Consider the following 20,912-nt stretch of genomic DNA (forward strand, 5'->3'; position numbering starts at 1 on the left):
GGTGCCGGAGAGATGAATCGAACACCCGACCTTCTCATTACGAATGAGCTGCTCTACCGACTGAGCTACACCGGCTTGGAAAGACGCAGATTATAGCGGCCGGTTCAGGCCTCGCTGTGGTAGCGGGTGACGCGTTCCACCTCGTTTTTGGAGCCCATGAAAACGCTCACGCGTTCGTGCAATTTGGTGGGGGTGATGTCCATGATGCGCTGCTGGCCGTTGGTGGAAGCACCACCGGCCTGTTCGATCAGCCAGCTCATGGGATTGGCCTCGTACAGCAGGCGCAATTTGCCCGCCTTGTCGGGTTCACGCTTGTCCCAGGGGTACATGAAAATTCCGCCACGGGTCAGAATGCGGTGCACGTCGGCCACCATGCTGCCGACCCAGCGCATGTTGAAGTCCTTGCCGCGCGGGCCGTCCCGGCCTTGCATGCATTCGTCGATGTAGCGTGTGACAGGGGCGGCCCAATGGCGCTGGTTGCTCATGTTGATGGCAAATTCCTTGGTGTCGTCGGGCACGCGCAGGTCTTCTTCGGTCAGGATGAACGAGCCCTGTTCACGGTCCAGCGTGAACACGGTGACGCCGTCGCCCACGGTGAGCACCAGCGTGGTTTGCGGGCCGTAAACGCAGTAGCCTGCGGCCACTTGTTTGCTGCCGGCTTGCAGAAAGTCCTGTTCCGACACGCCCGCACCTTCGGGTTTGACCAGCACGCTGAAGATGGTGCCAATGCTGACATTGACGTCGATGTTGCTGGAGCCGTCCAGCGGGTCGAACATCAGCAGGTATTCGCCTTGCGGGTAGCGGTTGGGCACCACGTAGATGCCTTCCATTTCCTCGCTGGCCATGGCCGCCAGGTGGCCACCCCATTCGTTGGCTTCGATCAGCACTTCGTTGGCGATGATGTCGAGCTTCTTTTGCATTTCGCCCTGCACGTTTTCGCTCTCGGCGCTGCCCATCACGTCGCCCAGGGCGCCTTTGCTGACGGCCTGGCTGATGCGCTTGCAGGCGCGTGCCACCACTTCAAGCAGCAGGCGCAACTCGGGCGGAATGTGGCCCTCCATGCGCTGCTGTTCCACCAGGTAACGGGTCAGGGATATTTTCTTGGGCATGTTTTTTTCCTCAATGTGCTTGTTTAATCGGCCAGGGCGCGGCTGACCACTTCGCGCACGTCGTTACTCAGGTCAGGCTTGGCCGCGACGCGTTTGAGGGCTTCCAAAGCGGCGTTGCGGTAAGGCTCGGCCAGCCTTTTCCAGCGGTCCAGCGCGCGTGCCAGGCGCGCCGCCACTTGCGGGTTGATGGCATCGAGCGCCAGCACCTGGTCAGCCCAAAAGACATAGCCTGCCGCATCGGTGCGATGGAAGGCGCCCGGGTTGGCGCTGCAGTAGCTGAAGATCACGCTGCGCGCGCGATTGGGGTTGCGGATGTGGAAGTCGGGGTGCTTGAGCAGTTGGCGCACCGCTGGCAGCACCTGGCCGCCACGGTCGGTGCAACCGGCTTGCAGTGCAAACCATTTGTCGAGCACCAGTTCTTCGGCCTTGAACAGGCTGTGAAAACGCGCCAGCGCTGGGGTAGCCAGCGCATGACCCGTGTGCACCAACGCGCTCAGGGCATTGAAGCGGTCGGTCATGTTGTCGGCATCCTTGAAGCGCTGATAGGCTTTGCCAGGCCAAATCGCGTCACCGGACGCACGGGCGGCCAGGCACAGGCAATTCAAGGCCAGCCCCGCCAGCGCGCGGCGGCCGCTGGACAGGGTGTCGGGGCGGTAGCCGCCATTGTGGCAATGCGCCTCATAGGCCCACTGCCAGTCAGCGCCCAGCTCACAGGCCAATTGCTCGCGCATGGCTTCGCGCACCGCGTGGATGCGTTGCGGGTCGACCACATCAAGCTGCTCGGCGATGTAGGTTTCGGACGGCAGCGTGAGCACCAGTTCCTTGAAGGCGGCATCCAGCGCGGGATGGCGCAGCACCGAACGCATGGCTGAAACAAAGGCCGCATCGAGGCCGCTCGCCGCAGGACCGGCCGCCTTGATGGCGTGGACGGCGCTGCGCAAGGCCAGGCGCTGTCCGGCTTCCCAGCGGTTGAAAGGGTCGGGGTCATGGGCCAGCAGCGTCAGCAATTGCGCATCGCTGTAGTCCAAGTCCACGACCACCGGGGCGCTGAAACCGCGCAGGATCGACGGCACGGGTTCTTCCAGCACATTTTCGAAGGTGATCGACTCCGTCGCCTGGGTCATGACAAACAGGTGGCTGTCGCTGGCAACTGCTGAACTGGCTTGCACCTGCAAGGGCAGGGCGGCACCGCTGCCAGCGCTCACCAGCCCCAGGCTGACCGGGATCACAAAGGGTTCCTTGGCGTCCTGACCCGGTGTGGCTGGGCAACTCTGGACAAAGTTCAGGGTGTAGGTCTGTGCCACCGCGTCGTAGTGCGCGGTGGTGGCCAGTCGGGGGGTGCCGGCTTGGCTGTACCAGCGCTTGAACTGGGGCAGCAGCCTGGCCAGCGCCGAGTCCGGATTGGCATCGGCTACTGCCTGCGCAAAGTCATCGCAGGTCACGGCGCTGCCATCATGGCGGGCAAAGTACAGCGTCATGCCTTTGGCAAAACCTTCGCGTCCGACCAGGGTCTGCATCATGCGCACCACCTCGGCACCTTTTTCGTAAATGGTGACGGTGTAGAAATTGTTGATCTCGATGTAGCTGTCGGGACGCACCGGGTGCGCCATCGGGCCGGCGTCTTCGGGGAACTGGGCCGTGCGCAACACACGCACGTCTTCGATGCGCTTGACAGCGCGGCTTGAGGCGTCAGCGCACAGGTCCATGCTGAATTCCTGGTCGCGGAACACTGTCAGGCCTTCCTTCAGGCTCAGCTGGAACCAGTCGCGGCAGGTGATTCGGTTGCCGGTCCAGTTGTGAAAATACTCGTGGCCGACCACGCTCTCGATGTTGGCAAAGTCGACATCGGTGGCGGTGGCCTGGTTCGCCAGCACGTACTGGGTGTTGAAGACGTTGAGGCCCTTGTTTTCCATGGCGCCCATGTTGAAGTCGCTGGTGGCCACGATCATGAAGCGCTCCAGGTCCAGCGGCAGGCCAAAGCGGGCTTCGTCCCAGATCACGGAGTTGATCAGCGACGTCATCGCGTGCTCGGTCTTGTCCATGTCGCCGGGGCGCACATACACCTGCAGCAGGTGGTCGGTGCCAGCGCGTGAGGTGATGCGTTGCTCGCGGCACACCAACTGGCCGGCGACCAGCGCAAACAGGTAGCAGGGCTTTCTGTGCGGGTCCACCCAGGTGGCAAAGTGGCGACCGTCGTCCAGCAGGCCACTCTCAAGCAGGTTGCCGTTGGAGAGCAGCACCGGGTATTTGGTTTTGTCGGCGCGCAGCGTCACGGTAAAGCTGGCCATCACATCAGGGCGGTCCAGGAAATAAGTGATGCGCCGGAAACCCTCGGCCTCGCATTGGGTGAAAAACGAGTCGTTGCTGACGTACAAGCCCATGAGCTTGGTGTTTTTGGCGGGCGCGCAAGTGGTGAATATCTCCAGCTCGAAGCTACCCTCCAAAGGCAGGTTTTCCAGCACCAGTTGGCCTGCATCCATCTTGAAGCTGGTGCCAGCACCATTGACCAGCACACGCGCCAGGTTGAGCTCGTCGCCGTCCAGGCGCAGCGCCTGGGCCGGTACGCCGGGGTTGCGGCGCAGCGTCATTTTGTTGAGCACGCGGGTCTTGGCCGCGTCGAGGTCAAAGCTCAGGTGAACCGTGTCGATCCAGAACGCCGGGGCGCTGTAGTCCTCCCGCCGGATGACCGTAGCGGGGGTGTTTGCATCACGAAGTAACAACATCAGGAGTCTCCAGGAAATTCGAATTTAAGAGTGCAGGGCATTCGCGCCGGGCGGCGATCATGGGGTCGTGCGCAATGACAATGCGCGGACGGCCATCAAACGCCCTGTTTCAAGGAGGCTTCAATGAAGGGGTCCAGATCGCCGTCAAGCACTTTCTGCGTGGCCGAGGTCTCGTAGTTGGTGCGCAGGTCCTTGATGCGGCTGTTGTCGAGCACATAAGAGCGAATCTGGTGTCCCCAGCCCACGTCGGTCTTGCCGTCTTCAAGCTTTTGCTGTTCTTCCTGCTGCTTGCGCAACTCGAAGTCATAGAGCTTGGAGCGCAGGCGCTTCCAGGCGATGTCGCGGTTGCCGTGCTGGCTGCGGCCGTCCTGGCACTGCACCACGATGCCGGTGGGCAGGTGGGTCAGGCGCACCGCCGAGTCGGTCTTGTTGATGTGCTGACCGCCCGCGCCGCTGGCACGGTAAGTGTCGGTTCGCACATCAGACGGGTTGATGTTGATCTCGATCGAGTCGTCAATCTCGGGGTAGACAAACACGCTGGCAAAGCTGGTGTGTCGGCCGCCCGACGAGTCGAAGGGCGATTTGCGCACCAGCCGGTGCACGCCGGTCTCGGTGCGCAGCAGGCCAAAGGCGTATTCGCCTTCGACCTTGAACGAGGCACCCTTGATGCCGGCGGTGTCGCCCGGGGTTTCGTCCTCGATCTCGGTCTTGAAGCCCTTGCGCTCGCAGTAGCGCAGGTACTGGCGCAGCAGCATGCTGGCCCAGTCGCAGGCCTCGGTGCCACCGGCGCCGGCCTGGATGTCGACAAAACAGTTCAGCGGGTCCGCCGGGTTGTTGAACATGCGGCGGAATTCCAGACCCTTGACGATCTCTTCGAGCTTGGCAGCATCGGTTTCGATGTGGATCAGGCCGGCCTCGTCGCCTTCTTCCTTGCTCATCTCGAACAGCTCGGTGTTGTCCGCGAGTTCGCTTTCCAGTTCGCTGATGGTCACCACCACACCGTCAAGCGCCTTCTTTTCGCGGCCCAGCTCCTGGGCGCGCTTGGGGTCGTTCCAGACGGTGGGGTCTTCGAGCGAGGCGTTGACGGTTCTCAGTCGTTCAAATTTGGCATCGTAGTCAAAGATACCCCCGTAATTCAAGGGTTCGGGCAGTCAAATCTGCCAAATTTGAGCCAAGGGCGTTGATGCGTTCTGCTTCCATGATGCGGGTCCTAAAGGGGTTGGTCGGTCAATAACCCGCTATTTTCTCACGCCGGGCTAACGCATGAAACGCTCCAGCAACGTGGCCACAGCCAGCGGCTGGTCATGGTGCAACATGTGGCCGCAGTCGGGCACTTCGACCCGTTCCAACCAGGCCACAGATTGCAGCCGTTCGTGGTGCTCTGCACGGGTGAACTTTTCCTTCCAGAAGAGGTCGATGGTGTCCTCGCACGCTTCCACCATCAGCGTGGGTGCCGTGATGCAGCGATGGATGGCCAGCATTTCGTCAACCCTGTAAAGTTGGGCGCTGGCGATCTTGTGCGCTGCTTCGCCCAAAATGGACCACTGACCAGGCGTAAGCTCGGCGGACCAGTGGCCCGCTAGCCAATGGGCCTTGTCGTTGCCCAGGCGGGCGTTGGTTTTCATCAGGCGCCGGGCCACGGCTTCGAGTGAGTCGTAGGTTTTGAGCTGCAGCCCGCCGCTGGCGAGGGCTTTCACGCTGTCAAGCCATTGGGTATAACGCACCGGAGCTTGGTCAGCCTGGATGGCGGGCAGACCGAAACCTTCCAGATTCACCAGCCGACGCACCCGCCCAGGCCGTACCCCGGCGTAGACCATGGCCACGTTGGCGCCCATGCTGTGGCCGACCAGATGCACGCTCTGGCCCGGGGCATAGTGGTCCAGCAGGGCGTCCAGGTCGGCCAGGTAGTCGGGAAACCAGAAGGCGTCCGCGCCGCCAGACTGGGTCAGGCCAAAGCCGCGCCAGTCAGGCGCGATGATGAAATGGTCCTCGGTGAGCGCATCGACCACAAACTGAAAGCTGGCTGCCACGTCCATCCAGCCGTGCAGCAGCACCAGCGGTGTTTTGTGGGGTCCGGCTTCGCCCCAGCAGCGCACGTGGTAATTTAAACGGCGTATTGGGACAAACTCGCTATGGGAAATTCTTTTGACTTGGTACATTCGACCGATCATAAGGAGTCATTGCATGTCAGTCAGTCAAGCCAGCGACAAAGTCGCTCTTGCGCGCGCCGGAGGCGTTCATGCCTGGGCTCTGCCACCCGCCTATGCCGGGCTGCACGGGGGCTTTGCCTGGCAGGTGCCAACGTATTTCAACATGGCGCAGGCCTGCTGTGCGCGTTGGGCAACGCAGCCGGACGCGTTACAAAACACAGCCATTCACGACTGTCAGCCCGATGAGGCAAGCCGTTCATATTGCTATGCCGAACTGCAGGACCAGGCCAACCGCCTGGCCAATGTGCTGACGGACCTGGGGGTGTTGCCGGGGGACAGGGTGGCCATCGTGATGCCGCAGCGTTTCGAGACTGCGGTGGCCTACATGGCCGTGCTGCAGATGGGTGCCGTGGCCATGCCACTGTCGCAACTTTTTGGCCCGGAGGCGTTGGAGTTCCGTTTGCAGGACAGCGAGGCTGTGGTGGCGATCGGCGACGCCCAGACCCTGGCCAACGTGCGGGCGGTGCGTGCCAGTTGCCCGGATCTGCGCCAAGTGATCGGTGTCCGGCTTGATGCCCAGACCCGGACGCTGGCCGACAAAGCCTATGAACCGGCGCTGGCAGGCGCCAGTGACCAGTTCGATTTGGTGACCACGCGCGCTGACGCACCCGCCATCCTGATCTACACCAGCGGGACTACCGGTAACCCCAAGGGCGCGCTGATTCCGCACCAGGCCCTCATTGGCAACCTGACCGGGTTTTTGTGCAGCCAGAACTGGTTGGGTTTTGCCATGACGGCCGCGCCGGTTGATAGTTTGCAACAATTGACCAACCCGCAACATTTGCCCACCGGCTCCGAAGCCGTGTTCTGGAGCCCCGCCGACTGGGCCTGGACCGGTGGGCTGATGGATGCGTTGCTGCCCTCGCTTTACTTTGGCCGCCCGATCGTGGCTTTTAATGGTCGCTTCGGCCCTCAAGTGGCGCTGGAGCTGCTGCGCGACTTTGGTGTGACGCACACTTTTCTCTTTCCCACGGCCCTGAAAGCCATGATGAAAGCCTTTCCCGGCCAAACTGGCCAGACCGTCAACGCGCAATTCGGCCTCAAGCTGCAAGCCATCATGAGTGCTGGCGAGGCCGTGGGTGACGCGGTGTTTGACTACTGTCAGTCGCAATTGGGCGTGACCGTGAACGAGATGTTTGGCCAGACCGAGATCAATTACATCGTGGGCAATTGTGCTGCCCTGTGGCCGCCCAAACCCGGCAGCATGGGCATGGGCTACCCCGGCCACCGGCTGGCCGTGATCGACGACGCGGGCACCGAGTGTGCCCCCGGAGAGTTGGGCGACGTGGCTGTCAACCGCTTTGACGTGCAGGGCCAGCCCGACCCCATCTTCTTTTTGGGTTACTGGAAAAACGAGGCCGCAACGCAGGCCAAGTTCACCGGTGACTGGTGCCGCACCGGCGACCTGGCCAGCCGCGACACCGACGGCTACCTGTGGTACCAGGGCCGCAGTGACGACGTGTTCAAGGCCGCGGGCTACCGCATTGGGCCTGGCGAAATCGAAAACTGCCTGGTCAAACACCCGGCGGTGGCCAATGTGGCCGTGGTGCCCAAGCCCGATGCGGCGCGCGGCGCGGTGGTCAAGGCCTATGTGGTGTTGTCACCCGACTTTATGGCGGCGCGCGCCAACTTCACCGGGACCCGGGAACAATTTGAGGCCCAGCTCCTGGGGCAACTGCAAGCCCATGTCAAGGACAAGCTGGCTCCCTATGAATACCCCAAGGAAATCGAATTTCTGGACGCTCTGCCCATGACCACCACCGGCAAGGTGCAGCGGCGCGTGCTGCGGCTGCAGGAAGAAGCCCGGGCGCTTGCGCTCAAGGCGACCACCACTTCTGCCGCCAACACGTAAACTACAAAAGTCGGCTGCAAGGCCATTTTCAATTCAACTTACTGACGCATGAAAAAAATTCAACTGGGTCAAAGCGACCTCCATGTCACGCCCATCTGCCTGGGTACCATGACTTTTGGCGAGCAGGTCGACGAGGCCACATCTTTTGACATTCTGGACCGTTCGCTGGAACGTGGTGTCAACTTCATTGACACGGCCGAAATGTATGCCGTCCCGCCGCGCGCCGAAACCTTCAATGCCACCGAAAAAATCATTGGCAACTGGCTCAGCCAGCGCCCTGGTGCACGGCAAAAGTTGGTGATGGCAACCAAGGTGGCGGGGCCGTCGCGCAACATGCCGTGGATCCGTGGCGGCAGCCCGGATTTAACAGGCAAGGACATTCTGGAAGCCTGTGAGGGCAGTCTGAGGCGCCTGAAGATTGATGTCATCGACCTGTACCAGATTCACTGGCCGGTGCGCTCCGTCCCGGCTTTTGGCGGCGTGTATTACCAGCCTGCCAGTGTCAGTGAGGGCACCTCTATCCACGCCCAACTGGAAGCCTTGCAGCAGCTGGTGCAGGCGGGCAAGGTGCGCGCCATCGGCCTGTCCAATGAAACGCCCTATGGCGTGCATGAGTTCGTGCGTCTGGCCGAGCAGTACGGTTTGCCGCGCGTGGCCACGGTGCAAAACGGCTACAGCCTGCTGAACCGCAGTGTTGAAAACGCCCTGGATGAAACCCTGCATCGGCTCAATGTGTCGCTGCTGGCTTACTCACCGCTCTCCTTCGGTTTGCTCACGGGCAAATACGATGTCACCGGCCTGACTGGGCCAGGCACATCGCCTGAAGCACGGTTGACCAAATTTGAGTCGAGCCGCAAGCAGCGCTGGGGCCGCCCGGCGGCCCTCGCCGCGGCCAGGCGCTACAGCGCGCTGGCGCGCGAGCATGGCCTGACGCCGCTGCAAATGGCGCTGGCGTTTTGTTACACCAAATGGCAGGTGGCCAGCACCCTCATTGGCGTGACATCGGTGGCCCAATTGGATGAGTGTCTTGATGTCTGGGGCACCACGCTGAGCCCCGAGTTGCTCAACGCCATCGATACCCTGCGCTGGGAAATACGCGACCCTGCGCAGTAAATTAATTGGGTTCAGATTCCAGTTAATTTATGGCCAAACACGTCAGCCTGACGCCGGCCACCCGGTTCCTCAAGGACAGCAAGGTGGTCTTTAGCGAGCACCCTTATGCCTACCTTGAGCATGGTGGCGCGCTGCACAGTGCCTCTGAGTTGGGCTGGGACCCTTACGCGGTGGTCAAAACCCTCATCATGCAAGACCAGGACGCCAAGCCGCTGGTGGTGCTGATGCACGGAAACCGCAAGGTGTCGGCGAAAAATCTGGCGCGCCAGATCGGCGCCAAGTCGGTCGAGCCTTGCGCGCCCGAAGTGGCGAATCGGCACAGCGGCTACCTGGTCGGTGGTACCTCGCCCTTTGGCACACGGCGTGCCATGCCGGTTTATATCGAGTCGACCATTCTGACGCTGCCTAAAATTCTGATCAATGGCGGGCAGCGCGGTTATCTGGTGGGTATTGACCCGCTGCTTTGCGTGACCCTGCTGGGTGCCCGGGCAGTGCAGTGCGCGCTGGCCGAGGCCTTGAGCTGACACTGGCAAAATAGCGCCATCGCACCCAAACCCTTGGGTCGCCAGGAGTTGATTTGGAATCCATGCAGAGTTTTTTACCGCTGTTGGCGGTGTTGGTCGGCTACCTGATCGGGTCGCTGTCGTTTGCCGTTATCGTCAGTCGCGCCATGGGTTTGAGTGACCCGCGCACCTTTGGCAGCAAAAACCCGGGCGCCACCAATGTGCTGCGCTCCGGCAGCAAGGCAGCGGCCATCCTGACCTTGTTGCTGGACGCGGCCAAGGGCTGGCTGCCGGTGGTGCTGGTCAAGTGGTACGGCCCGGCTTACGGTCTGGGCGATGGCACGCTGGCCTTGGTGGGTTTGGCGGCATTTTTGGGCCATGTGTTCCCGGTGTTCTTCCGGTTTGTGGGTGGCAAGGGTGTGGCCACGGCGCTGGGTGTGCTGCTGGGTTTCAGCGGCTGGCTGGGGTTGGCCACGGCGCTGATCTGGCTGCTGATGGCGGTGCTGTTTCGCTACTCGTCACTGGCCTCCATCACGGCTGCGCTGCTGGCGCCCGTGGTCTATGTGCTGGGCGACGGCGGGCTCTGGCTCATGAGCAAAAGCGTGGCCTTGAGTGTGGCTGTGATGTCGCTGTTCTTGCTTTACCGCCATGCCGAAAACATCAACCGGTTGATCAAAGGGACAGAAACAAAGCTGGGCAAGAAGGCTGGCGCTGCGCCGGTCGTGCAAACCCATGCCCATGGCCACGCCAAGCATGGTCATCGACATCCGCCGCACGGTGATCAAAAGTCTCAGACAAAAAACGACCACGCATGAAACTCTGCATTCTTGACAACGACTTTCTGGACCCGGCGGTCGCGCCGACCTATGTCGGTTACGGCGCCATGTTCGAGCGCCTGCTGCGCCAGGCCGGCGCCGACGGCACGTTTGATATCTTCAACACCGTCAAGGGCGAGTACCCGGCTTCTTTCGATCCGTACGATGCCGTGCTGCTCACGGGCAGCAAGGCCGATTCGTTTTCACAAGAGCCCTGGGTGCTGACACTCAAGGACAAGGTGCAGGCGCTCCTGAAAAGCAGAAAGAAGTTGATCGGCGTGTGTTTCGGCCACCAGTTGATCGCCTTGTGCCTGGGCGCCAAGGTGGGCCGCGCACCGCAAGGCTGGGGCGCCGGGCGCATGCGCTACCAATGGCTGGCACCCGAGCTGGCGCCGGGCCGCGAGGAAGTCGCGCTGCTGGCCAGCCACCAGGACCAGGTGTTCGCGCTGCCCAGCGGCACCCGGCTGCTGGCCACCAGTGATTTTTGCCCGGTGGCGGCCTTTGGCGTTGACGGGCAGGTGTTTTGCGTGCAGGCGCATCCTGAATTCGTCGAGGACTACAGCGCCTTTTTGCTCAATAAGCGGCGCACCATGTTTGGCGAGGAGCGCTACCAGGCCTTCACCCAGAGCCTGGCCAAGGGCCACGAAGGTTTGGCTGTCGCACGCATGATGGTGGCGTTTGTCAACGCCTGAGATGCGGGCTTAAACTGCCTGAGCGCCGAGTTGCAGGATCAAATGGTGGTTCAGGTGTTCCTGAACGCGCGACGCGGGCAGGGCAGCGGCGATGGCGGGATTGCCCGCAACACTCGAATGCAGGCTGGGCGGGCGCATCAGTTGGCCTTTCTCGTTGAGCACAATGGCCACGTCTGGGCGCTTGGCTTCGCTGCGGCGGCGCATGACCACGCCCACGGTGGCGTTGTCCAGCTGAACGTAGGTGCCAGGCGGGAACAAGCCCACCACGCGCAGCAGCGCCTGGCCCACCTGGTTGTGTTGTGCGGAAGTGGTCGCCACCAGGCTTTTGGCAGATTCGGTTGCGCTGCGTCCCTCACGCGACTGCCGCGGGCTGATCATGGCGGCGTAACGGTCCACCACGTTGAGCATGTGCACCAGGCGCTGCGGCGCTGCCAGGCGCATCACGTCGTCACTCAAGCTGGTTTCCTGGTGGTGTTGCTGCACGGTTTGCAGCCAAAGCGCGTCGGTGATGCCCAAAGTGCGCAACAGTTCGGCGCTACGCGCTTCATGTGCGCGCACGGCTGCTTCCTGCTCTGGTGTCAGACGCCCGCGCTGGTTGGCCAGCTGGTCTTGCAAGCCAGTCATGGCAAGGTTCATGGTCAGGGCCGCATGAACCAGGCTGTCGCGTTCGGTCTGTGGTAACTCAATTTCTTGGGCCAGCAGATGACACAAGACAGCACAGACCAGGGCGTGGGAGGCGCTGTAGCCCACAGGCGAGTGGCTGGCCAGTTGAAACAACAGGTACAGTGCCACGTCGGTGTCGTACTGGATCAGGTTCTGCATCCAGCGGTCGTATTGTTCAATGCGCGTCGCAAACTGCTGCACGCTGTGCGGGTGGCTCAGGACGATGCCCAGGCCCGCTTCCAGGTCGGACCAGAGGCCCAGCAGGTCCTCGTATTCGTCCTCGGACTTCAGGATGAAGCTCATGGCGTGGTGCGTGTCCAGGACCGCTGAGGCGTTTGCTTAATCGCGAAAGTTGTCAAAACTCAGCGGAATGTCGGTGATTTCCTTGCGCATCAGCGCCATCGCGGCCTGCAGGTCGTCACGCTTGGTGCCACTCACGCGCAGCTTGCCGTCCTGGATGGCGGCCTGCACCTTGATCTTGCTGTCCTTGATGATGCGCTGGATCTTTTTGCCGAGTTCGGTCTCGATGCCGTCACGCACCTTGATGACCTGCTTGACCTTGTCGCCGCCCATTTTTTGCACGTCGCCCTTGTCCAGAAAACGCACATCGACATTGCGCTTGGTGAGTTTGTTGCGCAGGATGTCCTCGATCTGGCTGAGCTGAAAATCAGCGTCGCCGATCAGCGTGATCTCCTTGTCCTTGAGCTCGATGGCAGCGGGTGTGCCCTTGAAGTCAAAGCGGGTGGTGATTTCCTTGACTGTATTTTCAATGGCATGTTTCACATCGACCATGCTGGCTTCGCAAACGGTATCAAAAGAGGGCATAAGGGTTCTCGCTAAATGTTCGACAATCCCGCCATGTTAGTCCAGAAAAACGTATCCCTTCAGCCCTTCAATACCTTTCACATTGTTGCCAAGGCCCATGCGCTGGTGCGTATCAGCAGCGAATCCGACGTGCAGGCGGTCCTGACCGACCCCACCTGGGCCGGGAGCCCGAAGTTTGTACTGGGTGGCGGCAGCAACATTGTGCTGACCGGCGATGTCAAGTCCCTGGTGCTGAAAGTCGAGGTGATGGGCCGGCGGCTGGTGCAGGAAACCGCCAGAGCTTTCATTGTGGAAGCCGGTGCCGGTGAAAACTGGCACGACTTTGTCAGCTGGACGCTCGAAGCTGGCTACCCCGGGCTGGAAAATATGGCTTTGATTCCGGGCACGGTGGGCGCCTCGCCGGTGCAGAACATCGGTGCTTACGGGGTCGAGCTGCAAGACCGCTTTGATTCACTGGACGCCATCGACCTGCAGACCGGCCAACTTTTTACCCTGAATGCGGCGCAATGCGCGTTTGGTTACCGCGACTCGGTGTTCAAACACGCCAGCGCGTCAGATGCCGATGCGGGTCACCAGGCCGTGGGCCTGAAAGACCGGGCGTTGATTTTGCGGGTGCGTTTTGCCCTGCCCAAACCCTGGAAGCCGGTGCTGGGTTATGCCGACATCGACAAAAAGATGGTTGAGCAGGCCGTCAGCAATCCGACCGCGCAGCAACTTTACGACTGGGTGTGTGCCATTCGGCGCGCCAAGCTGCCCGACCCGGATGTGATCGGCAACGCCGGCAGTTTTTTCAAAAACCCCACGGTCACGCCTGAACAGTGTGCCGATATCATCGCCCGTGAGCCCAAACTGGTGCATTACGTGCTGGCCGATGGCTCGGTCAAGCTGGCCGCAGGCTGGCTCATTGATGCCTGTGGCTGGCGCGGCAAGTCGGTGGGGCAGGCGGGGGTCTATGAAAAACAGGCACTGGTGCTGGTCAACCGCGGCACCGGTGTGGACGGCTCGGGCACCACTGGCGGCGAGGTCATGACCTTGGCCCGGGCGATCCAGACCAGCGTATACGAACGTTTTGGCATCCGGCTGGAAACCGAGCCGGTCATTATTTAAACCCGGGACCGCGACGCGTCCCATTTTTAGCGCATCATCACGACATGAAAAAAATATTTGTTTTAGGCAGTACCGGCTTCGTTGGCACCCATGTGTGTGAAAAACTGGTGCGCGAGGGCTGGCAGGTCACGGTCGCCACGCGGCGCCGCTCCAACGCCGATGTGGTGATGCATTTGCCTGGCCTCACCGTGCAAGAGCTCGACGTGCATGATGAAGCGGCCTTGACGCGCGCTGTCGCCGGGCATGACGCGTTGGTGAACCTGGTGGCCATTCTGCATGGCACGCAGGCGGCGTTTGAGCATGTGCATGTGGCCTTGCCGCAAAAAATTGCCCATGCCTGCCTGGCCAATCGCGTTGCCCAGGTGGTGCACATCAGTGCCCTCGGGGCCGATTCACTGCAACCCACGCTGGCACCTTCCATGTACCTGCGGTCCAAGGGTGAGGGCGAGGCCGTGCTGGTGCAAGCGGCCATGGGTGGCAGTGCTGGTGACACAGCGCAGGCCGGATTCGATCTGAGCATCCTGCGCCCGAGCGTCATCTTTGGCGCCGAAGATAAATTCTTGAATATGTTTGCCAAGCTGCAAAAAATGCTGCCAGTGGTGCCGCTGGCGGGCGCTGATGCCAAATTCCAGCCGGTGTGGGTGCAAGACGTTGCCACCGCCGTGGTGCGCTGCCTTAGCGGTGCCAGCGCTGCGCCGTCGCCGCGGGTGATCGAGGCCTTTGGCCCGGAAATCCTGACGCTGAAACAATTGGTGCAAATCTCGGCGCAGCTCAGTGGCTCGGGCGGTGGCATGGGTCGCCTGGTGATTCCGCTGCCGGGCTGGGCCGCGCGGCTGCAGGCTACCGTGATGGGCATGGCCCCGGGCGAGCCCATGATGAGTCTGGACAACCTGGACTCGATGAAGGTCGACAACATCGCCACGGGCAAGCAGCCCGGGCTCGAATCCCTGGGCATCAAGGCAGCGGCCCTGCGGCCGATTGCCAAGCAGTACCTGGGTAAGCGCTGATCCTGGACCTTGTGGGGTCGACTTCAGTCGACCTGGCAGACTGAAGTCTGCCCCACAGTTGTCAACTGTTCAGCGCTTGCTCTCGCCCGTGAGGCTGAGCAGGTCGCCGCCGCCACCCAATGACAGCAGGCCCGACTTGGCATAAATGCCCAGTTTGGCGCGGGTGTCGACAATGTCGAGGTTGCGCATGGTCAGCTGGCCAATGCGGTCGGCGGGTGAAAACGGTGCGTCTTCCACTTTTTCCATGCTCAGGCGTTCGGGCGCGTAGGTCAGGTTGGGTGACTCGGTGTTCAGTAGCGAGTAGTCATTGCCGCGGCGCAGTTCCAGCGTCACTTCGCCGGTCACGGCGCGCGCCACCCAGCGCTGGGCGGTTTCGCGCAGCATGATGGCTTGCGAGTCAAACCAGCGGCCCTGGTACAGCAGGCGGCCCAACTTGCGGCCGTTGTCGCGGTACTGCTCGATGGTGTCTTCGTTGTGGATGCCGGTCACCAGACGCTCGTAGGCGATGAACAGCAACGCCAGCCCGGGGGCCTCGTAGATACCTCGGCTCTTGGCTTCGATGATGCGGTTTTCGATCTGGTCGCTCATGCCCAGGCCGTGGCGGCCACCGATGCGGTTGGCTTCCAGGATCAGGCTCACCAGGTCGGGGTATTCGACGCCATTCAATGCGACCGGGCGGCCTTCTTCAAAGCGCACCGTTACCTCTTCGGCTTTCACAACGCAGTCGTCGCGCCAGAACGGCACGCCCATGATCGGGTTGACGATGCGCATGCCGCAGTTCAGGTTTTCCAGGTCCTTGGCCTCATGGGTGGCGCCCAGCATGTTGGAGTCGGTCGAATAGGCCTTCTCGGCGCTCATCTTGTAGCCAAAACCATGCTGCGTCATGAAGGCCGACATCTCGGCGCGGCCGCCGAGTTCGTCAATGAAGGCCTGATCCAGCCAGGGCTTGTAGATCTTGAGCGAGGGGTTGGTCAGCAGGCCGTAGCGGTAAAAACGCTCGATGTCATTGCCCTTGAAGGTGCTGCCGTCGCCCCAGATATTGACGTCGTCTTCCTTCATGGCGGCCACCAGCATGGTGCCGGTGACAGCGCGGCCAATGGGCGTGGTGTTGAAGTAGGTCACGCCAGCCGTGCTGATGTGGAAGGCACCGCTTTGCAGCGCCGCCAGGCCCTCGGCGGCAAGCTGCTGGCGGCAGTCGATCAGGCGGGCTTTTTCAGCGCCGTATTCCATCGCCTTGCGCGGGATCTCGTCGTAATCGGTTTCGTCGGGCTGGCCCAGGTTGGCGGTGTAGGCGTAGGGCAGGGCGCCCTTGAGCTTCATCCAGTGCAGCGCGGCGCTGGTGTCGAGGCCGCCCGAAAAGGCGATGCCGACCTTTTGGCCGGCGGGAATGTTTTGAAGGATGGTGGCGCTCATGGGGTTCAACCGAAGTGGCAGATGTAGTGGTAAGGCTCGCTGCCCGGGTTAATGCGAATGTCGAATTGGGTGTTGCCGGGAACGCTGAATTGCTCACCGGCGCTGGACTTGACCCAGTCCTCGGTGCCCGCCAGCCGGTATTCACAGCTGCCGGCCACGCATTCCATGACTTCGGAGACGCCGGTGTTGAAGGTCAGGGTGGCAGGCAGGATCACGCCGACTGATTTTTTGGTGCCGTCCGCGAAGGTGATGCCGTGGCTGATGCATTTACCGTCAAAGTAAACGCTTGCTTGCGTGGTGACGGTCACGCCGTCGATGTGGGTGGTTGTCATGGTGAAGGTGCTCTTGAGCGGTGAAAAGGGAGATTTTAGAGGAGGCTCTACAGCGCTGCCCGTGCGGCAAAACCGGCTGCATCAAAGCCCACACTGATTTGGCCATTGGGCCACAGCGCTACCGGGCGCTTGATCACGCTGGGCTGGGCCAGCATCAAGGCGGTGGCCGACGCATCATCGACCACGGCGGCGCGGGTGGCCTCGTCAAGCTTGCGCCAGGTCGTGCCCTTGCGGTTCAGCAGCACAGCCTCGCCCACCTGCGCCAGCCAATTTGGCAGCAACTCGGCGGGCACGCCCTGTTTCTTGAAATCATGAAACTGGTAGGCCACACCATGGTCGGTGAGCCAGGCGCGCGCTTTTTTGACGCTGTCGCAGTTGGGAATGCCGTAAACAATGAGAATGGAGGTTTTCATGGCCTCCATCATGCCATTAGCGGGGAATAAGGCCCGGGCGGCAAGGGTGTGCACGCCGTCTGGTGGACAATTCGGGGCTGTATGAAACCAACGCCTCAAACCCTCAACGACTGGCTCGCCCATTGCGAGCAACTTCATCCCACCACCATCGACATGGGCCTGGAGCGTGTGCATGCCGTGGCCCGGCGCATGGGCATTGGTTTTACTTGCCCGGTGATCACCGTGGCCGGCACCAATGGCAAGGGCTCGACCTGTGCCATGCTGGAATCCATTTTGTTGCAGGCGGGTTACCGCACCGGGGTCTATACCTCGCCGCATCTGGTGCATTTTGAGGAGCGGTTGCGTTTGAACGGTGAACCGGTCAAGGCGTCCGAGCTGGCGGCGGCGCTGGCCCGGGTGGAAAGCGCCCGGGTGCAGGGGGATGATGCGGTCTCCCTCACTTATTTTGAATTCACCACGCTGGCCATTCTGGACGTGCTGCGGCACAGCCGCCTGGACGTCGTGGTGCTTGAAGTCGGCCTGGGTGGCCGGCTGGATGCGGTCAATATCATCGAACCTGACTGCGCCATCATCACCAGCATCGACCTCGATCACACCGCGCTGCTGGGTGAGACCCGCGACGCCATCGGCTTTGAGAAGGCTGGCATCATGCGCACCGGCAAGCCGGTGGTGGTGAGCGACCCCATGCCACCGCAAAGCGTGCTGGACCGGGCGCTGGAGGTGGGCGCCGACCTGTGGCGCGTGGGGGTGGACTTCAACGTGACCGGCGACAAGCAGCAATGGGCCTGGGCCGGGCGCGGCAGGCGCTACAGCGGCATGGCTTACCCGGCGCTGCTTGGCGCCAACCAGCTGGTCAACGCGGCAGGCGTGCTGGCGGCGCTGAATGCCTTGCGCGATTGCCTGCCCATCACGGCACAGGCGGTGCGCAACGGCTTTGCCTTTGTCGACTTGCCGGGGCGCTTTCAAATTGTGCCGGGTCAGCCCAACCTGGTGCTGGATGTGGCGCACAACCCGCATGCGGCGGCGGCACTGGCGGCCAACCTGGATGCCATGGGCTTTTTCCCGACCACCCACGCGGTGTTTGGCGCCATGGCCGACAAGGACATTGCCGCCGTGCTGGCACGGCTCAATCCGCTGGTCGACAAGTGGTACTTCACCAATTTGCCGACCGAACGGGCAGCCCGCGCCACTGACTTGATGGCCCAATGGCAGGCTGCAAACCAGCGCAAGGACTGTACTGCCGAGGTCTATGTCGACCCCGAGTCGGCGCTGCAGGCGGCCCTCTCGCAGGCGGACCCCGCTGATAGAATCGTCGTTTTCGGATCGTTCCTGACGGTGGGCGGCGTGCTGAAAGATGGCGTGCCCCGATTGCAGGCCAAGCATTTGCCGCATTCCTGATTCACTCAAACTCATCTGCATGGACTTTTTCAAGTTTCGCAAAAAAGGCGATCCCTCCCCCAGCGCGTCGGTTCAGCCTGAAAGTGTGGAGCGCATGCGCCAACGCGCCCGCCATCGCCTGGTGGGCGCGACCGTGCTGGTGCTGGTTGGCGTGATTGGTTTTCCCTTGCTGTTCGACAAGCAGCCACGCCCCATTGCGGTGGACACACCGATCGATATTCCCGACAAAAGCAAGGTGTCCCCCCTGGCCTTGCCGGCATCGCCAGCCTCCAGCATCGCGCCGCTTGCACCTGCGCCTGCTGCGGCTGCGGCGTCGGCACCGCAGTCGGTGGTGATCACCGAGAGCGCCGAGCCCGCCAAGGCTGTCAAGCCGGAAGCCAGCGTGGTGAGCCCGCCGGTGGCGGTCAAGGCAACCGAGGCCGACAAGGTGCAGGCCTTGCTGGATGGCAAGGCGGCGCAAGAACCCGCTGCGGCTGGCCGTTTTGTGGTGCAAGTGGGTGCTTTTGCCGACCCGGCGCGGGCCCGTGAAGTGCGCCTGAAACTGGAGCGTGCCGGCCTCAAAACCTACACCCATGTGGCAGAAACCAAGGAGGGTCCGCGAACCCGGGTGCGCGTCGGTCCTTTCGCCAGCAAGGCAGAGGCAGAAAAGACCGCCGAAAGAATCAAAAAGCTGAACCTGCCCGCAGGCATATTGACGCTGTGACGCGTGCTTGCTGACCATGCCTGTGCTGGATTGGGTTTTTGCCGCGGTATTGCTGTTGTCGGTGTTGTTGGGCGCCTGGCGCGGCTTGGTGTTCGAGGTCTTGTCGGTGCTGAGCTGGATCGCCGCCTTTGTGCTGGCGCAGTGGCTGGCACTGGACGTGGCACACTATTTGCCGATGAGCGGCGCCAGTGACATGGTGCGCTACGCTGCCGGTTTCCTGCTGGTCTTCATTGCCACGGTCATGTTTGGCGGTCTGGTGGCCGCACTGCTGAAAAAGCTGATGGCGAGTGTTGGTTTGCGGCCGGTGGACCGCGTGCTGGGGGCTATTTTTGGCGCTGCACGAGGTGTTTTGCTGTTGCTGCTGGCCACCTTGCTGGCTGCCATGACGCCCTTCAAAGCCAGCTCAGCCTGGCAGGAGTCCAGTGGCGTGGCGCTGTCCCTGGCGGTGTGGCACAGTCTGCAGCCCAGTTTGCCGCGTGATCTGGTGAAGTATTTGCCTGCTTGAACAAGTCGTTGAAAAGATTGGAAAACTATGTGTGGAATTGTTGGTGTTGTCAGTAACGCCCCGGTAAATCAGCTTTTGTACGATGCCTTGCTGTTGTTGCAGCACCGTGGCCAGGACGCTGCGGGCATCGTGACGCAGCAGGAGCGCAAATTTTTCATGCACAAGGCCAAGGGCATGGTGCGTGACGTGTTTCGTACCCGCAACATGCGCTCGCTGCCGGGCAATTGCGGGCTGGGCCAGGTGCGTTACCCGACCGCCGGCAACGCCTTCAGCGAAGAAGAAGCCCAGCCTTTTTACGTCAATGCGCCCTTTGGCATTGTGTTGGTGCACAACGGCAACCTGACCAACGCCCACGCCCTCAAGGCCGAGCTGTTCAGTGCCGACCATCGCCACATCAACACCGAGAGCGACTCCGAGGTCCTGCTCAATGTGCTGGCCCACGAAATCGGCGAAACCACGCGCGGCATGCCGTTGACGCCCAACGACCTGTTCGAGGCGGTGCGCAAGGTGCATCGGCGCGTCAGGGGTTCGTATGCCGTGATCGCCCTGATTGCCGGCCATGGCGTGCTGGCGTTTCGCGACCCGTTTGGCATTCGCCCGCTGTGCATGGGCGTGGCCGATGGCACCGTCATGCTGGCCAGCGAATCGGTCGCCATGGAGGGCACCAACCACAAGTTTGACCGCAACATCCAGCCGGGCGAGGCGGTGTTCATTGACCTGCAAGGCCAGGTGCATGCGCAGCAGTGCGCCGATCATCCGGTGCTGAACCCCTGTATTTTCGAGTTCGTCTACCTGGCGCGGCCCGATTCCGTGATGGACAACATCTCGGTCTACCAGGCGCGCTTGAACCTGGGTGAGTCATTGGCCAAGCGGGTGATCTCGACGGTGCCGCCCAACGAGATCGACGTGGTCATTCCGATCCCCGAGTCCAGCCGGCCCAGCGCCGCCCAATTGGCGCAGTTGTTGGGCTTGCCTTACCGTGAGGGTTTTGTCAAAAACCGTTATGTCGGGCGTACCTTCATCATGCCCGGGCAATCGGTGCGCAAGAAGTCGGTACGCCAAAAGCTCAACGTGATCGCCAGCGAATTCAAGGGCCGCAATGTGCTGCTGGTGGATGACTCCATTGTGCGCGGCACCACGTCGAAAGAAATCGTGCAAATGGCGCGCGATGCCGGTGCCAACAAGGTCTACATGGCCAGCGCCGCGCCGCCGGTGCGCTACCCCAACGTCTATGGCATTGACATGCCCACGTCGAGCGAGTTGGTGGCGCACAACCGCACGGTCGAGCAGATCCGCGAGATCATTGGCTGCGACGCCCTGATCTACCAGGATGTGGATGGCATGAAGAAAGCCATTGGCTCGCTCAATGCCAACATCAAGGACTTTGATGCGTCCTGCTTTGACGGTATTTACGTCACTGGCGACATCACGCTGGACGACATCGAGCGCCTCAATGCCAACCGTGTTCAGGGCGATGAAACCCTGGAGGACAACTCGCGTCTGGCCCTGCCGAACCACGAAGACTGACC

Annotated in this window: 20 protein-coding genes and 1 tRNA gene; 11 read left to right on the forward strand and 10 right to left on the reverse strand. The window is 61.7% G+C overall.

What is annotated here, in order from left to right:
* Positions 1–2: 2 nt before the first annotated feature.
* The 5 genes from Q7U49_RS13290 to Q7U49_RS13310 all read right to left on the reverse strand — a co-directional run bounded on the left by Q7U49_RS13290 (position 3) and on the right by Q7U49_RS13310 (position 5,991).
* Positions 3–75, reverse strand: a tRNA-Thr gene (locus Q7U49_RS13290).
* Between the two features lie 29 nt (positions 76–104).
* Positions 105–1,109 (reverse strand): class 1 fructose-bisphosphatase, encoded by a 1,005-nt coding sequence (locus tag Q7U49_RS13295; protein ID WP_304764757.1) that lies wholly within the window; start codon positions 1,107–1,109, stop codon positions 105–107.
* A gap of 23 nt (positions 1,110–1,132) precedes the next feature.
* Complete coding sequence (gene pepN, locus Q7U49_RS13300) at positions 1,133–3,832, reverse strand: aminopeptidase N (protein ID WP_304764758.1); 2,700 nt, start codon at positions 3,830–3,832, stop codon at positions 1,133–1,135.
* A 95-nt stretch (positions 3,833–3,927) separates the two neighbouring features.
* Positions 3,928–5,032, reverse strand: a protein-coding gene (prfB, locus tag Q7U49_RS13305) for a peptide chain release factor 2 (RefSeq protein ID WP_304764759.1) whose coding sequence is annotated in 2 segments (ribosomal slippage) — positions 3,928–4,950 and positions 4,952–5,032 — 1,104 coding nt in all. Because the reading frame shifts where the segments join, the coding sequence is not laid out codon by codon here.
* A gap of 56 nt (positions 5,033–5,088) precedes the next feature.
* On the reverse strand, positions 5,089–5,991 hold the full coding sequence (locus Q7U49_RS13310; RefSeq protein WP_304764760.1) for an alpha/beta fold hydrolase: 903 nt from the start codon (positions 5,989–5,991) through the stop codon (positions 5,089–5,091).
* Positions 5,992–6,016: 25 nt separating this feature from the next.
* Here Q7U49_RS13310 and Q7U49_RS13315 point away from each other — a divergent pair, with 25 nt between their 5' ends.
* The 5 genes from Q7U49_RS13315 to Q7U49_RS13335 all read left to right on the forward strand — a co-directional run bounded on the left by Q7U49_RS13315 (position 6,017) and on the right by Q7U49_RS13335 (position 11,017).
* Complete coding sequence (locus Q7U49_RS13315) at positions 6,017–7,894, forward strand: acyl-CoA synthetase (protein WP_304764761.1); 1,878 nt, start codon at positions 6,017–6,019, stop codon at positions 7,892–7,894.
* 48 nt (positions 7,895–7,942) lie between these two features.
* Entirely contained in the window at positions 7,943–9,007 is a 1,065-nt protein-coding gene (locus Q7U49_RS13320) for an aldo/keto reductase (RefSeq protein WP_304764762.1), read from the forward strand.
* Between the two features lie 29 nt (positions 9,008–9,036).
* On the forward strand, positions 9,037–9,531 hold the full coding sequence (locus Q7U49_RS13325; RefSeq protein ID WP_304764763.1) for an aminoacyl-tRNA deacylase: 495 nt from the start codon (positions 9,037–9,039) through the stop codon (positions 9,529–9,531).
* A 62-nt stretch (positions 9,532–9,593) separates the two neighbouring features.
* Complete coding sequence (gene plsY / locus Q7U49_RS13330; protein ID WP_304764764.1) at positions 9,594–10,325, forward strand: glycerol-3-phosphate 1-O-acyltransferase PlsY; 732 nt, start codon at positions 9,594–9,596, stop codon at positions 10,323–10,325.
* Complete coding sequence (locus Q7U49_RS13335; RefSeq protein ID WP_304764765.1) at positions 10,322–11,017, forward strand: amidotransferase; 696 nt, start codon at positions 10,322–10,324, stop codon at positions 11,015–11,017. Before plsY ends, Q7U49_RS13335 begins: the two co-directional genes overlap by 4 nt.
* Before the next feature lie 9 nt (positions 11,018–11,026).
* On the opposite strand, the gene Q7U49_RS13340 is transcribed toward Q7U49_RS13335, so the two are convergent.
* Both Q7U49_RS13340 and Q7U49_RS13345 read right to left on the reverse strand, forming a co-directional pair.
* Entirely contained in the window at positions 11,027–11,983 is a 957-nt protein-coding gene (locus tag Q7U49_RS13340) for an HD-GYP domain-containing protein (protein ID WP_304764766.1), read from the reverse strand.
* 36 nt (positions 11,984–12,019) lie between these two features.
* Positions 12,020–12,505: a YajQ family cyclic di-GMP-binding protein gene (locus Q7U49_RS13345; RefSeq protein WP_304764767.1), complete on the reverse strand. Its 486-nt coding sequence runs from the start codon at positions 12,503–12,505 to the stop codon at positions 12,020–12,022.
* 33 nt (positions 12,506–12,538) lie between these two features.
* Between Q7U49_RS13345 and murB the strand changes: the two genes are divergently transcribed.
* Positions 12,539–13,612: a UDP-N-acetylmuramate dehydrogenase gene (murB, locus tag Q7U49_RS13350; RefSeq protein WP_304764768.1), complete on the forward strand. Its 1,074-nt coding sequence runs from the start codon at positions 12,539–12,541 to the stop codon at positions 13,610–13,612.
* A gap of 44 nt (positions 13,613–13,656) precedes the next feature.
* Positions 13,657–14,619, forward strand: a complete 963-nt coding sequence (locus Q7U49_RS13355; RefSeq protein WP_304764769.1) for a complex I NDUFA9 subunit family protein — start codon at positions 13,657–13,659, stop codon at positions 14,617–14,619.
* Positions 14,620–14,688: 69 nt separating this feature from the next.
* Here Q7U49_RS13355 and argG read toward each other — a convergent pair whose 3' ends face one another.
* The 3 genes from argG to Q7U49_RS13370 are packed head-to-tail and all read right to left on the reverse strand — an operon-like array spanning position 14,689 to position 16,777.
* Positions 14,689–16,032 carry an argininosuccinate synthase gene (argG, locus tag Q7U49_RS13360; RefSeq protein WP_304764770.1) on the reverse strand — a complete coding sequence of 448 codons (1,344 nt, stop codon included), beginning with the start codon at positions 16,030–16,032 and terminating at the stop codon, positions 14,689–14,691.
* A 5-nt stretch (positions 16,033–16,037) separates the two neighbouring features.
* The gene (locus Q7U49_RS13365) at positions 16,038–16,364 is read right to left on the reverse strand and encodes a pyrimidine/purine nucleoside phosphorylase (RefSeq protein ID WP_304764771.1); all 327 of its coding nucleotides are present in this window, start codon (positions 16,362–16,364) and stop codon (positions 16,038–16,040) included.
* Positions 16,365–16,411: 47 nt separating this feature from the next.
* Positions 16,412–16,777, reverse strand: coding sequence for an ArsC family reductase (locus tag Q7U49_RS13370; protein WP_304764772.1), 366 nt, complete (start codon positions 16,775–16,777; stop codon positions 16,412–16,414).
* 81 nt (positions 16,778–16,858) lie between these two features.
* Between Q7U49_RS13370 and folC the strand changes: the two genes are divergently transcribed.
* Genes folC through purF form a run of 4 tightly spaced genes read left to right on the forward strand, consistent with a single transcriptional unit; the run spans position 16,859 to position 20,910 of the window.
* Complete coding sequence (gene folC / locus Q7U49_RS13375; RefSeq protein ID WP_304764773.1) at positions 16,859–18,175, forward strand: bifunctional tetrahydrofolate synthase/dihydrofolate synthase; 1,317 nt, start codon at positions 16,859–16,861, stop codon at positions 18,173–18,175.
* 19 nt (positions 18,176–18,194) lie between these two features.
* Positions 18,195–18,878, forward strand: a complete 684-nt coding sequence (locus tag Q7U49_RS13380; protein WP_304764774.1) for an SPOR domain-containing protein — start codon at positions 18,195–18,197, stop codon at positions 18,876–18,878.
* 16 nt (positions 18,879–18,894) lie between these two features.
* Positions 18,895–19,383 carry a CvpA family protein gene (locus Q7U49_RS13385; RefSeq protein WP_304764775.1) on the forward strand — a complete coding sequence of 163 codons (489 nt, stop codon included), beginning with the start codon at positions 18,895–18,897 and terminating at the stop codon, positions 19,381–19,383.
* Between the two features lie 27 nt (positions 19,384–19,410).
* Complete coding sequence (gene purF / locus Q7U49_RS13390) at positions 19,411–20,910, forward strand: amidophosphoribosyltransferase (RefSeq protein ID WP_304764776.1); 1,500 nt, start codon at positions 19,411–19,413, stop codon at positions 20,908–20,910.
* Positions 20,911–20,912: the final 2 nt, after the last annotated feature.

Source organism: Rhodoferax sp. (assembly GCF_030653815.1).
In the GTDB taxonomy this organism is placed as follows: Bacteria; Pseudomonadota; Gammaproteobacteria; order Burkholderiales; family Burkholderiaceae_C; genus Rhodoferax.